Genomic DNA, 12,846 nt, shown 5'->3' on the forward strand with positions numbered 1-12,846 from the left:
GGCTTTCCCCCTTCTCCTGACAGCATAGGGACCCGATGACTTCGGAGACCAACGCCGCTATTTCTCTTCTTTCCGCCGAAGCGGTGCGCGCACGGGCGCACCGGCTGCTGGCCCTCGGCCTTGACGGCCGGTTGCCGCATTTCCGCGTCGATCTGGCGAGACTCGACAAGGTGGCCGATCGCGTCATCACCCTGACTCGCGCCGCCTATCCGTCACTCGACGTGCCGTTTCATTCGCGCTGGCGCCATTTCGTCTACAAGGGCGACGACCGCTTCGCCACGCTCGTGGCGAAGGCTTCGTGGAAGGATGCCGCGGCGCGCGCCCGCGCCGAATTCGATCTCGCCATCGTCAGCGTCTTCCTCGATGCCGGTGCCGGCGCGCAGTGGCACTACACCGATCCGAAGACCGGCGAGCCCGTCGGCCGTTCCGAAGGGCTGGCGCTGGCCAGCCTCGATATGTTCGCAGCCGGCGCTTTCTCGGCGAATGCCAAGGACCCGCTGCGCGTCGATGCCGGCAAACTGGCGGCTCTGACGAGCGATGATCTGGCGCGCGGCTTTCAGGTCGCGCCTGACAATCCCCTTGTCGGTCTCGATGGCCGCGCTGCCCTTTTGCGACGCCTCGGCGACCTGGCGCTGTCGAAACCTGACGTCTTCGCGCGCAACGACAGCGCCCGCCCCGGCGGACTGTTCGATCATCTCCTCGCAGACCATGGCAAGGCGCTCGCCGCGCCGGACATCCTTGTCGCTTTGCTCCGTGAACTCGGACCGATCTGGCCGTCGCGGCTGTCGCTCGGCGACGTGCCGCTCGGCGATTGCTGGCGCCACCGTATGCTGGTCACCGCCGATGCAACCAACGGCCTGGTCCCGTTGCACAAGCTGTCGCAGTGGCTGTCCTACTCGCTGATCGAGCCGCTGCAGCGCGCCGGCGTCACCGTTTCCAATATCGACGGTCTCACCGGGCTGGCCGAGTACCGAAACGGCGGCCTGTTCGTCGATGCCGCCGTGCTCGAACTGCATGAGCCGTTGCGGATTCTCGAAGCGCACGATGTCTCGTCCGAGCTCGTCGTCGAATGGCGCAGCCTCACCGTCGCCCTGCTCGACAAGCTGGCTGAGGTCATTCGTGCCCGTCTCGGCATGGATGCCGAGACGCTGCCTCTCGCCAAGATTCTTGAAGGCGGCACCTGGGCTGCCGGCCGCGCCATCGCCCGCGAGAAGCGCGTCGATGGCGCGCCGCCGATCACCGTCATCAGCGACGGCACAGTATTCTAAGGAGATGAAGTCATGGAAGGCGTTACCGTCGTCAACCACCCGCTGGTGCAGCACAAGCTGACGCTGATCCGTGACAAGGAACGATCGACCAAATCCTTCCGCGAGCTGCTGAACGAAGTCGGCATGCTGATCGGCTACGAGGTCACCCGCGACCTGCCGCTGGAGATGATCGACATCGAAACGCCGCTGGCGAAGATGAAATCGCCCGTGCTGGCCGGGAAGAAGCTGGTGATCGCGCCGATCCTGCGCGCCGGCCTCACTTTCGCCGAGGGCATGCTCGACTTGCTGCCGGCGGCGCGCGTTGCTCATATCGGCATGTATCGCGAGCCGGAGAGCCGTTCGGCGGTCGAGTACTATCTGAAGACGCCGCACGATCTCGACGAGCGTCTCGTCATCGTCGTCGTTCCGGTGCTCGCGACCGCCAATACGGCCGTGGCCGCCGTTGACCGTCTGAAAGAGCGTGGTGCCAAGGATATCCGCCTTGTCTGCCTGGTCAGCGCGCCGGAAGGCCTCGAACGTATCCGCGGCATCCATCCGGACGTCCACGTCTGGACGGCGGCCATCGACGAAGGCCTCAATGACGACGCCTTCATCGTCCCCGGTCTCGGCGATGCCGGCGACCGGGCCTACGGCACGCGCTGACCGAACCCGCTACATTGTCGCGCCGATCTGCCAAGGCACGAATTCAAGATCGCCGTAACCCATTTCCTCCGACTTGGTGTGCTCGCCGGAGGCGACCTTGAGCACCTTGTCGAAGATTTCCTGCCCCTTCGCTTCGAGCGAGACGCCATCGAGGACATCGCCGCAATTGATATCCATGTCGTCGATCATGGTTTCGTAGACATAGTGATTGGTGGCCAGCTTGATGGAGGGCGTCGGCTTGCAACCAAAGGCCGAGCCGCGGCCGGTGGTGAAGCACATCACGTTGCAACCGCCGGCCACCTGCCCGGTGGCGCCGACCGGGTCATAGCCCGGCGTGTCCATGAAGACGAAGCCGCGTTCCGTGATCGGCTCGGCATATTCGTAAACCGCCCGCAATGTGCTCGAACCGCCTTTGGCGGCAGCGCCCAATGACTTCTCCAGAATGGTGGTAAGCCCGCCGGCCTTGTTGCCCGGTGACGGGTTGTTGTTCATCTCGCCGCGATTGCGCGCGGTGTAGTCTTCCCACCAGCGAATGCGCTCGACCAGCTTCTCGCCGACCTTGGTATTGACGGCGCGGCGTGTGAGCAGGTGCTCGGCACCGTAAATCTCCGGCGTTTCGGCCAGCACGCCGGTGCCGCCATGCTTGGCCAGCAAATCGACTGCCTTGCCGAGCGCCGGATTGGCGGTGATGCCGGAATAGCCGTCCGACCCGCCGCATTGCAGCGCCAGCACCACTTCGGAAGCCGGCCGCGTCTCGCGCCGGGCTTTCGCCGCGACGGGCAGCATGGCTTTGACGCGCTCGACGCCCTCGGCCACCGTTTTCCTGGTACCGCCAACGGCCTGAATGGTCATGGACTGGAAGTGATCGCCTTCCACCAGATGGCCCTCGCTCTTCATGCGCTCGATCTGGAACATCTCGCAGCCGAGCCCGACCATCAACGCCGCGCCGATATTGGGGTGCGTGGCATAACCCCACTGCGTCCGCTGCAAGACATCATAGCCCTCACCGCGCGAGGCCATGCCGCAACCGGTGCCGTGCACGAAGGGCACGACACCGTCGATCTCCGGAAAATCGTCGAGCACACCCGAACGGTTGACCGATTCGGCGATGAACTTGGCGACGCTCGCCGAGCAGTTCACCGAGGTGAGAATGCCAACATAATTGCGCGTGCCGGTACGGCCGTTCGGCCGCAAATAGCCTTCGAAAGTCGCCCGCATTTCCGGCGGCAGGACTTCGTCATTCTTCGCATTTTCGGCATGACGATAGTCGCGGGCGAAATCACCCATGACGACATTATGCTCATGCACCCAATCACCGGGCACAATGGCCTTCGACGCAAAGCCGATAATCTGGCCGTATTTGCGCACCGGCTCGTTCGCCGCAATTGGCGCAATCGCCATCTTGTGGCCGCGCGGGATACGGGCCTGCGCCGTCGCGCCGGCCAACGCCGTCCCCTGCCCGATCTGATCGACCGCGACGATGACGTTGTCATCGGCGGCAAGACGGATGGTGCGCGGTGCAGTCATGGAACCTCCCTATCTCACGAAGCCGAACATGCGAGGCAGCCACAGAGTCAGTTCCGGAATAAACGTAATTGCGATCAGCGAGCCTAGCAGCGGGATCAACCACGGCAAAATCGCCATGGTCGTGCGCTCGATGGACATTTTCGCGATCCTCGACAGCACGAACAACACCATGCCCAGCGGCGGATGCAGCAGGCCGATCATCAGGTTCAGCGTCATCATCACGCCGAAATGCACCGGGTCGATGCCGACCTTGAGGATGACCGGCATCAGCACCGGCACCAAAATGCTGATCGAGGCGATCGGCTCGAGGAAGCAGCCGACGATCAGCAGCAGGATGTTCGACAGGATGAGGATGATGTAGCGGCTGTCGGTCATCGAGAGCAACCACTCGGTCGTATACTCGGTGACACGCGTCGTCGTCAGCACCCAGCCGAACAGCGACGCAGCGCCGACGATCAGCAGCACGCCGGCGGTGGTCTCAATGGTGTCCATCGTGATCTTGTAGAACTGCTTCCACGTCAGCGACCTGTAGAGAAACAGGCCCAGCAGCATGGCCCACGCACAGGCCGCGATGGCCGCTTCGGTCGGCGTGAACCAGCCGAACGTCATGCCACCGATGATGATGGCCGGCGTCAGCAGCGCCGGCGCGGCGGCAACGAACGTGAGGCCGAGGGTGCGCCAGCGAAACGCCTGGTCGCGGCCCATGTTGTACTTGCGCGCGCAGTAATAGACATAGCCCATCATGAAGGCCGTCATCACCAGTCCGGGGATCACGCCGCCGAGAAACAGCGCACCGATCGAGACATTGCCCATCATGCCGTAGATGACGAAGGGCAGCGACGGCGGGATGATCGGCCCGAGCGTCGACGACGCGGCGGTGACGCCGACCGAGAACTCGGTCGAGTAACCGTGATCCTTCATCGCCTTGATCTCGATGGTGCCGAGGCCGGCGGCGTCGGCAATCGCCGTGCCCGACATGCCGGCGAAGATCACCGAACCGATAATGTTGACCTGCGCCAACCCTCCCCGCATCCAGCCCGCGGTCGCAACGGCGAAGTCGTAGATGCGGTTGGTGATGCCGGCCGAGTTCATCAGGTTGCCGGCAAGGATAAAGAACGGCACCGCCAGCAGTGGAAAGCTGTCAATACCACCCGCCATGCGGTGCAGGATCACGAAGTCCGGCAGTCCCGCGATGAAATGGGTATAGATAAAGGATGATGCCGCCAGCGCGATGAACACCGGCACGCCCGCGAGCAGCACGGCGATGAAGATAAATGCAACAACGACCATAGTGCTGTGCCCTGTGCTTAATCAGCTGCAATCTGATCGGCGACATCGTGCGGCTTCTTCCAGCCCATCCGGGCGTTGCGCCACACATTCATCCCCTGACGGAACAGCATCAGGAAGCACCCCAGGGAAACGCCGGCATAGACCCAGCCCATCGACAGATCGAATACCGTCATGCGCTGGATGCCCATGCGATCGACGATGGTCACGGAGATGTACGCGAGGAAGGCGAGGAACACGAGCTTGACGATATCGACCGACGCCAGCAGCGTCTGACGGATGACACCAGGCTTCATCACATTCGATAGAAGCTCGACGGCAATATGGGTGTTGCGCCGAGTCACCATCGCGCCGCCGACGAACACCACCCACATCAGACCGTAACGGGCGATTTCCTCTGTCCAAGACAGGCTGTCGTTAAGAACGTAGCGCGTGAAGAACTGGAGGAAGACGATGAAAGCAAGGCTCCAGAACAATACGAGGGCCAGCCAGTCTTCAGGATGCTTTTCGATCACCACCTCGGCTTCTTCGGCAACGATGAGGTGGACGTCATCGCTCGGCATCTTGTGGTCCGCTTGCATGGATTAAGTCCAATTGTTCACGCACAGGCGGTCGTCACTGCCGGCGGCCTCGTGCAAAAAAGAATAGGATGCCGTCATCGCCAGCGGTGCGCTGGCGATGACGGCATTTGCCTCGACTACTTCAGCGCCTGCAGGGCGTCGTATTCGGCCTTGCTCCAGCCGGCGCCGGCACTGGCGTCGTTATGGAGCGCCATGGCCGCCTTGCGGAAGGCCTCGCGGTCGACCTGGACCACCGTCTTGCCGAGCTGGCGCAGTTGATCGGCGGTCTTCTGCTCAGAAGCCCGAATCTCATCCGACGCCTTGGCTGCGGCCTGCGCCAGCACTTCCTCGAACACCTTCTTATCGGCGTCCGAGAGTTTGGCCCAGGTGGTCGCACCGACGATCGAGAGCAGCGACTCGATGATGTGGCCAGTCAGCATGACGTGCGTCTGCACTTCGTAGAACTTCTTGGCCATGATGGTGGGTAACGGATTTTCCTGGCCGTCCACGGTCTTCTGCTGAAGGGCGAGATAGACTTCGGCGAAGGCGATCGGCGTAGCGTTGGCGCCGACCGACTTGGCAAACATCAGATAAAGCGGCGCCGGCGGCACGCGCAGCTTCATGCCCTTCATATCCTCCGGCTTGGTGATGGCCTTGTTCGCCGTGACCATGCGTTCGCCATAGTAAGTCAGGGCCACGATCTTGTGTTTGGTCCTGTCTTCGTAACCTTTGGCGATGTCGCGAAACAGCTTGCTGTCGCGATAGGCCTTCCAGTGATTGAAGTCGCGCATCATGAACGGCGCGCCGGAGATGGCGAGCGGCTTGTGGATCGAACCGGCGAACGAAGTGCCCGTGTATATGATGTCGACAGTGCCGAGCCCCAGGCCTTCGTTGATCTGGTTCTCGTTGCCGAGCTGCGAGGCCGGGAAGACACCGATCTCGTAGCGGCCCGCGGTCCGCTTCTTAATCTCTTCGGCCGCCCAGAGCGCCTGGGTGTGATACGGCTCGGAGGTCTCGTAGACGTGAGCCCATTTCAGCTTGGTCTGAGCCGATGACGGCCCGGCGAAGCCGGCAACGGCAAGCGCGATCGTCGCGCCCATGATGAGGCGCGCGCAAATTCTTGACATGATACTTCCTCCCTTTAGGACTATTTTGTACGGGTCTTATGTAGGCCCGTTTGTTTTAAACTTGCGGATGAGCACCGCTTGTCAGGCGTTTTCACCCGGGCACGGTTGAGTTTGCCCAATCCGCCCACTAACATGTTACTATGTCAGACGACATCCGCAAGCAGGATTACGCATTTCTTCCCGTTCTCGATCGGCACGAGCGCGGCGGCACCGTGCAGCGCATCCAGGATGTGATCCGCGACGCCATCGTCCGGCTGGAAATGCGGCCGGGCGAGGCCATCGACAAGAATGCCTTGTGCGAAAGATTGAATGTCTCGCGCTTCCCGGTCTCCGAAGCTCTCGGCCGCCTCGCCGAAGAGGGTTTCGTCGTCGTCTTGCCGCAGCGCGGTACAATGGTCTCACGTATCGACCTCGCCGCTTGCCGCCAGGCCATGTTCATTCGCCGCGCGCTGGAATGCGAAGCCGTCCGCTACGTCGCCCCCGGAATTTCGGACGATCTGATTCAGAAATTTCGCAAGCTCCTCGCCGGACAGCAGCGCGCCATGGCCGGCAACGACCGCAACACATTTCACGCGCTCGACCTCGCCTTTCACGCACTGCTGCTCGAAACGCTCGGCTATGACCGGGTGACAGCGGCCGTCGACGCCGCGCGGGCGAACCTGGACCGCATGCGGCTTTTCCTATGCACGCCCGTGCGACAGCACGAAACCTTTGCCGAACACGAACAAATTTTTGCGGCCTTGAGCGCCCGGCAGCCGGAGGAATCTGCAAAAGCGATGAGCAATCATCTCGATGAAGTCATGAGCGAGCTCGAGGATTTTGCCAAAGCCCACCCGGAACTTGTGACGCCGGGCCAGACGGCAAACTAGCTTCCGTGATCGCCGTCACGCACCTTCGGTCAATAGATCAGCATTGCCGACATATCGGTCGCATTCTTCTTGCTGAAATCGTTATCGCCGTCACAACGGATTTTTCTGCCGCAGACGCGACTGGAGCGCGAGGCGGCTCGCGACCACTCCGCCGTCGGCACGCTTCTTTTCCTGCAACTCATTGGCAGGTGCAAACATCGCAGTCGAAATCGCAGGCTTGTTGAGCTAGACGAGCGCTCCCGGCGGGCAGACCGGTTCCGCCGTGCCGTGACGCGCGAGAACCTATGCAACGCGAAAAAGAATATGTCGCCCTGACTTCGATCGCGGCGTCGGCCGGCCTGACGATCGCCAAGGCTATTGTCGGCTTCTCGACCGGCTCGCTGGCGATTCTGTCGGAAGCCGGGCATTCGCTGATCGACTGCGGCGCCGCGATCATGACTTATGTGGCGGTGCGCGTTTCCGGCAAACCGGCCGACGAGGAACACCACTACGGTCACGGCAAGGTCGAAAGCGTTTCGGCGCTCGGCGAAACCGCCCTGCTCTTTTTGCTGTCTGGCGTCGTGATCTGGGAGGCCGTGATGCGCCTCCTCAACCGCGAGCCTCACAACGTCGTCGCCAACTATTGGGCCTTCGGCGTTATCATCGCCTCCATCGTCGTCGATTATTACCGCGCCCGTGCGCTAACGCGCACGGCAAAGAAAACGCAGAGCCAGGCACTGGAAGCCGACGCCCTGCACTTCTCATCCGATATGTGGTCGTCCGGTGCGGTCCTGATCGGTCTCGTTGGCGTCTGGTACGGCTTCGGCTGGGCCGATTCGGTATCCGCGCTGGTCGTTGCGGCGCTGGTTTGCATCGCCGGCTGGCGGCTCGGCCGCCGGACCATCGAAACGTTAACCGACACCGCGCCCAAGGGCGCGGCAGAGACCATCACACACATCGTCAGCACGGTGCCCGGTGTGGTTGCCGTCGAACAGGTCCGTGCGCGCGACGCCGGCGACAAGACCTTCGTTGACGTCACCGTGGCAGTGAACCGCGCGCTGCCCCTCGAGCGCGTAGCCGAGATCAAGGCCGCGATCGCCGCTGCACTGGCGGCCAACATGCCGCGCACCGAAGCCAGCGTCACCACCGACCCGGTCGCCATCGATGACGAAACCATCGTCGATCGCGTCATGGTGATCGCTCGCAACCGTGCGCTCGCGGTGCATCATGTCACCGTGCATTCGCTGCAGGACAAGCTTGCCGTGGCGCTCGACCTCGAAGTCGACGGCAAACTCACGCTGGCGGAGGCCCATGACATCGCCGATGGATTGGAAGACGCCATCGCCGGCGACTTGGGCACGAATGTGGAAGTCGATACCCATATCGAGCCGTTGCAGCCGGGCGATGCTTCGGGCCGCGAAGCCCCGCCCGAGCGGGTGACTGTCGTTGAAGCCGCGCTCAAGGAACTGGCGGCCGCCGACAAAGCGCTGCGCAATATTCACGCGGTTCGCGTGCGCGAGACCAACGATGGCGAGATCGTCAACTTCCATTGCCATGTCGATCCCGACATGACCGTCCTGGCTGTTCACGACAAGGTGGATGCCCTGGAACGCGCCTTGAAAGTGCACTCGTCCCTGATCAAGCGCGTCATCGGCCACGCCGAGCCGATGCGCTAGACGTCAGGGAATGAGCACGGCCGCCCCCTGCAGGCGTCCGTCGCGCAAATCGGCCAGCGCCTCGTTGGCTCTCTCGAGTGGATAGCGCGTCACCGTGCAATGCACGCCGGCCTTCGGCGCAATGTCGATGAATTCGCGGGCGTCGTCGCGCGTCAGGTTGGCGACCGACATCACCTTGCGCTCTTCCCACAGCAGCGCATAGGGAAAGCCCGGGATATCGGACATGTGGATGCCGCCACAAACCACGCGGCCACCTTTCTTGACGGCTTTGAGCGCCAGCGGCACGAGCGCCCCCACCGGCGCGAAAATGATGGCGGCATCGAGCGGTTCCGGCGGCATCTCTTCCGAGGCGCCGGTCCAGACGGCGCCGAGCGAGCGGGCAAAATCTTGCGCCGCACCGTCGCCAGCCCGCGTAAAGGCGTAGACGCGCCGGCCCTGCCAAATCGCCACTTGTGCCAGGATGTGCGCGGCAGCGCCGAAGCCATACAGACCCAGCGCAAAATCGCCACGTAGCGCACCGTCGGTCGCCATGCGATAGCTGCGCCAACCGATCAGCCCCGCGCATAGCCATGGCGCGATCTCGGCGTCGTCGCCGGCTTCACCCAGCGCGAAGCAATAGCGCGCATCGGCGATGATGTGGCTGGCAAACCCGCCGTCGCGCGTGTAGCCGGTGAACAGCGGCGTGTCGCACAGGTTCTCCCGCCCGCCGCGGCAATAAGAACAATGGCCGCAGGTTGCGCCCAGCCACGGCACCCCGACCCGTTCGCCGATGGAAAAGCCGCTCACACCCTGCCCAAAGACGGCGACCCGACCGACAATCTCGTGGCCCGGCACGATCGGCAGCTTGGTGTGCGGCAGTTCTCCGTCAACGACATGCAGATCGGTGCGGCAGACGCCGCAGGCCCTGATCTCGATCAGCAATTCGCCCTCGCCCGGAACCGGCAGTGGGCTCTCGTGCATCGCCAGCGGCTTTCCCGGCTGCTCAAGAACCATGGCCCGCAACATCGTCATTGTGTGACGCTCCGGCTTCTTCCCATTCGCGCCGGAACATCCTAGATCACAAGGATGCGCACCGACACCGCTCCCGTTATCCGCCTTTCCGACTACCAGGCCCCGGACTGGCTGGTTGATACCGTCCATCTCGACGTCAACCTGCACCCGACGGCAACCCGGGTCCGGGCCGTACTGGCCCTGAGGCCGAACCCGACGGCCTCACCCGCCGCGCTGGTGCTCGAGGGTGACGGCCTGGCGCTGATCTCGCTCAAGCGCGACGGCGTGCCGCTCGCGCCCGACAGCTACGTCGCCACGCCGGATAAACTCACCATCGCGCAGCCACCGCACGGGCCCTTTACGCTCGAGATCGAGACCCTGGTCGATCCGACCGCCAATACCCAGCTATCGGGGCTTTATCGCTCCAGCGGCACCTGGTGTACGCAATGCGAAGCCGAAGGCTTTCGCCGCATCACTTATTTCCCCGACCGGCCCGACGTGATGGCGATCTACACCACCCGCATCGAAGCCGATAAGAGCGAAGCGCCGGTGCTGCTCGCCAATGGCAATCTTGTCGAGAGCGGCGACCTCGATGGCGACCGGCATTTCGCGGTCTGGCACGATCCGCACAAGAAGCCGTCCTACCTGTTCGCGTTGGTTGGAGGCGACCTTGCGTGCGTCGAGGACACTTTCACCACAATGTCCAGCCGCGAGGTCACGCTCCGCATCTATGTCGAGCACGGCAAGGAAGGCCGCGCCGGCTACGCTATGGATGCGCTCAAGCGTTCGATGCGCTGGGACGAAGAAGCCTTCGGCCGCGAATACGACCTCGACATATTCATGATCGTCGCCGTGTCCGACTTCAACATGGGCGCGATGGAGAACAAGGGCCTCAACGTCTTCAACGATAAATACGTGCTGGCCTCGGGCGACACCGCCACCGATGCCGACTTCGCCGGCATCGAGAGCGTGATCGCTCACGAGTACTTCCACAACTGGACCGGCAACCGCATCACCTGCCGCGACTGGTTCCAGCTTTGTCTCAAAGAGGGCCTGACCGTCTACCGCGATCAGGAATTCACCAGCGACATGCGTTCGCGCCCGGTGAAGCGTATCGCCGATGTGCGCAATTTGCGCGCCGCGCAGTTCGTCGAGGATTCGGGACCGCTCGCCCATCCGGTGCGGCCGGCGGCCTACAAAGAGATCAACAACTTCTACACCGCCACGGTCTACGAGAAGGGCTCGGAGGTCGTGCGCATGATCGGAACCCTGATCGGCCACGACCAGTTCCGCGCCGGCATGGATCTCTATTTTGAGCGACATGACGGGGAAGCCGCCACCGTCGAACAGTTCGTGCAGTGTTTCGCTGAGGTAAGCGGCCGCGACATGACGCAGTTCATGCGTTGGTACGCGCAGGCCGGCACACCGGAAGTGACGGTGAAAACGCGTTACGACGAGGAAAAGCGCACCTACACCATCAGCCTCAAACAAACCCTGGCGCCGACACCGGGCCAGCCCGACAAGGAGGCCATGCTGATCCCGCTGCGGATGGGCCTCCTCGACAAGAACGGCAAGGATCTGCCGATCATCAACGCGCAGGACGGCTCGATCGTCCGCGACGTGCTGATCCTGGACAAACCGGAACTGACCGTCGCCTTCGACGGCATGGCCGAACGGCCGGTGCTGTCGATCAACCGCGGCTTCTCAGCGCCCATCAAGCTCGTGACCGACCTCACCGGCGCGGATTTCGCACTGCTGGCACGCCATGACAGCGATCCGTTCAACCGCTGGCAAGCGCTGCAGACCACCGCACTGCGGCTCCTGATCGACAATGTGAGCCGCCTGCGCGTCGGGGGCGTGCCGCGCGCCGACGATCATCTGATCGCGGCACTGGCCGCGATTCTCGACGATGCCGGCCTTGAACCAGCCTTCATCGCGCTTTGCCTGATGCCGCCCGGCGAAGGCGATATCGCGCGCGAGATCGGCCGCGACATCGACCCCGACAAAATCCAGCGCGCCCGTCAGGCGCTGCGCGAGGATATCGGCATCCGCCTCGGCGCCGAACTGTCTCATGCCTATGAACGGCTCACTTCGTCCGAGCCCTATTCGCCGGACGCCGCCTCCGCCGGACGCCGCGCGCTGCGCAATGTCGCGCTCGATCTGATGGCCGCGACCGGAGCCTCGCCAGCCTTCACACGCGCCAGCGAGCAATATGCCGCGGCCGACAACATGACCGATCGCATGGCGGCGCTGTCGACCCTGGTGCAGCACGACGCACCGGGCCGCGCCGAGGCGCTCGACGACTTCTACAGCCGCTATGCCGAAAACGCGCTGGTCATCGACAAGTGGTTTTCGCTGCAGGCGTCCAGCCCTCACAAATCGACTCTGGACAAGGTGCGCGCCCTCACCTCGCATCCGGCCTTCTCGATGGGTAATCCGAACCGCGTACGGGCGCTGATCGGCGCTTTCGCCCATGGCAACCTGACGCAGTTCAACCGCGCCGACGGCGCCGGCTATGCCTTCGTCGCCGACGCGATCCTTGAGATCGACCCCAAGAACCCGCAGCTTGCGGCGCGCCTCGCCACTGCGTTCCGCACCTGGCGGACCTTCGAGACCGGACGGCGCACGCTCGCCGAAGCCCACCTGCGTCGCATCCGTTCGCACGGCGGCCTGTCGCGTGACCTCGCCGACATTGTCGAACGCGCGCTGGCCTGAGTCCGTTTGCCGAAGCGGCAGTCTTCGGGCGCACCGGTACACTCACTGTTAGTGGCTTGATCGGACTCCTTTTTCCGTGGGTAACGAATTTTAAAGAATTGACTCTTCGGACTCTCGACAAATCGGTGCGCATCGATTCCAATGCCCTTGTCGATTCGGTGCGGTGTGCGGCGTCCGAATCCGGGGTGGCAGGGGAAAATTTAAAA

General features: G+C 63.1%; 10 protein-coding genes. 5 read left to right on the top strand and 5 right to left on the bottom strand.

The window, feature by feature from the left end; genetic code table 11:
- Positions 1-35: 35 nt before the first annotated feature.
- Positions 36-1,268: a URC4/urg3 family protein gene (locus tag DXH78_RS16060; protein WP_115518232.1), complete on the top strand. Its 1,233-nt coding sequence runs from the start codon at positions 36-38 to the stop codon at positions 1,266-1,268.
- A 12-nt stretch (positions 1,269-1,280) separates the two neighbouring features.
- Entirely contained in the window at positions 1,281-1,910 is a 630-nt protein-coding gene (upp, locus tag DXH78_RS16065) for a uracil phosphoribosyltransferase (RefSeq protein WP_115518233.1), read from the top strand.
- Between the two features lie 9 nt (positions 1,911-1,919).
- Here upp and DXH78_RS16070 read toward each other — a convergent pair whose 3' ends face one another.
- The 4 genes from DXH78_RS16070 to DXH78_RS16085 all read right to left on the bottom strand — a co-directional run bounded on the left by DXH78_RS16070 (position 1,920) and on the right by DXH78_RS16085 (position 6,411).
- Positions 1,920-3,437 (bottom strand): UxaA family hydrolase, encoded by a 1,518-nt coding sequence (locus tag DXH78_RS16070; protein ID WP_115518234.1) that lies wholly within the window; start codon positions 3,435-3,437, stop codon positions 1,920-1,922.
- Between the two features lie 9 nt (positions 3,438-3,446).
- Positions 3,447-4,727 (bottom strand): TRAP transporter large permease, encoded by a 1,281-nt coding sequence (locus DXH78_RS16075; RefSeq protein WP_115518235.1) that lies wholly within the window; start codon positions 4,725-4,727, stop codon positions 3,447-3,449.
- Between the two features lie 17 nt (positions 4,728-4,744).
- Entirely contained in the window at positions 4,745-5,305 is a 561-nt protein-coding gene (locus tag DXH78_RS16080; RefSeq protein ID WP_115518236.1) for a TRAP transporter small permease, read from the bottom strand.
- 116 nt (positions 5,306-5,421) lie between these two features.
- The gene (locus tag DXH78_RS16085; RefSeq protein WP_210209598.1) at positions 5,422-6,411 is read right to left on the bottom strand and encodes a sialic acid TRAP transporter substrate-binding protein SiaP; all 990 of its coding nucleotides are present in this window, start codon (positions 6,409-6,411) and stop codon (positions 5,422-5,424) included.
- A 140-nt stretch (positions 6,412-6,551) separates the two neighbouring features.
- Between DXH78_RS16085 and DXH78_RS16090 the strand changes: the two genes are divergently transcribed.
- Both DXH78_RS16090 and DXH78_RS16095 read left to right on the top strand, forming a co-directional pair.
- Positions 6,552-7,280 carry a GntR family transcriptional regulator gene (locus DXH78_RS16090; RefSeq protein ID WP_115518238.1) on the top strand — a complete coding sequence of 243 codons (729 nt, stop codon included), beginning with the start codon at positions 6,552-6,554 and terminating at the stop codon, positions 7,278-7,280.
- A gap of 284 nt (positions 7,281-7,564) precedes the next feature.
- The gene (locus DXH78_RS16095; RefSeq protein WP_115518239.1) at positions 7,565-8,935 is read left to right on the top strand and encodes a cation diffusion facilitator family transporter; all 1,371 of its coding nucleotides are present in this window, start codon (positions 7,565-7,567) and stop codon (positions 8,933-8,935) included.
- Between the two features lie 3 nt (positions 8,936-8,938).
- Here DXH78_RS16095 and DXH78_RS16100 read toward each other — a convergent pair whose 3' ends face one another.
- Positions 8,939-9,937 carry a zinc-dependent alcohol dehydrogenase family protein gene (locus tag DXH78_RS16100; RefSeq protein WP_430727503.1) on the bottom strand — a complete coding sequence of 333 codons (999 nt, stop codon included), beginning with the start codon at positions 9,935-9,937 and terminating at the stop codon, positions 8,939-8,941.
- A gap of 63 nt (positions 9,938-10,000) precedes the next feature.
- Here DXH78_RS16100 and pepN point away from each other — a divergent pair, with 63 nt between their 5' ends.
- Positions 10,001-12,640, top strand: coding sequence for an aminopeptidase N (pepN, locus tag DXH78_RS16105; RefSeq protein WP_115518241.1), 2,640 nt, complete (start codon positions 10,001-10,003; stop codon positions 12,638-12,640).
- Positions 12,641-12,846 lie beyond the last annotated feature (206 nt).

It is taken from the genome of Undibacter mobilis, from assembly GCF_003367195.1.
Taxonomy (GTDB): domain Bacteria; phylum Pseudomonadota; class Alphaproteobacteria; order Rhizobiales; family Xanthobacteraceae; genus Pseudolabrys; species Pseudolabrys mobilis.

What these genes read in the sequence shown, in the direction of transcription:
- DXH78_RS16090 (WP_115518238.1), top strand. Translation starts at nt 6,552, where the DNA reads ATGTCAGACGACATCCGCAAGCAGGATTACGCATTTCTTCCCGTTCTC.
- DXH78_RS16060 (WP_115518232.1), top strand. Translation starts at nt 36, where the DNA reads ATGACTTCGGAGACCAACGCCGCTATTTCTCTTCTTTCCGCCGAAGCG.
- DXH78_RS16075 (WP_115518235.1), bottom strand. Translation starts at nt 4,727, where the DNA reads ATGGTCGTTGTTGCATTTATCTTCATCGCCGTGCTGCTCGCGGGCGTG.
- DXH78_RS16095 (WP_115518239.1), top strand. Translation starts at nt 7,565, where the DNA reads ATGCAACGCGAAAAAGAATATGTCGCCCTGACTTCGATCGCGGCGTCG.
- DXH78_RS16080 (WP_115518236.1), bottom strand. Translation starts at nt 5,305, where the DNA reads ATGCAAGCGGACCACAAGATGCCGAGCGATGACGTCCACCTCATCGTT.
- upp (WP_115518233.1), top strand. Translation starts at nt 1,281, where the DNA reads ATGGAAGGCGTTACCGTCGTCAACCACCCGCTGGTGCAGCACAAGCTG.
- pepN (WP_115518241.1), top strand. Translation starts at nt 10,001, where the DNA reads ATGCGCACCGACACCGCTCCCGTTATCCGCCTTTCCGACTACCAGGCC.
- DXH78_RS16085 (WP_210209598.1), bottom strand. Translation starts at nt 6,411, where the DNA reads ATGTCAAGAATTTGCGCGCGCCTCATCATGGGCGCGACGATCGCGCTT.
- DXH78_RS16070 (WP_115518234.1), bottom strand. Translation starts at nt 3,437, where the DNA reads ATGACTGCACCGCGCACCATCCGTCTTGCCGCCGATGACAACGTCATC.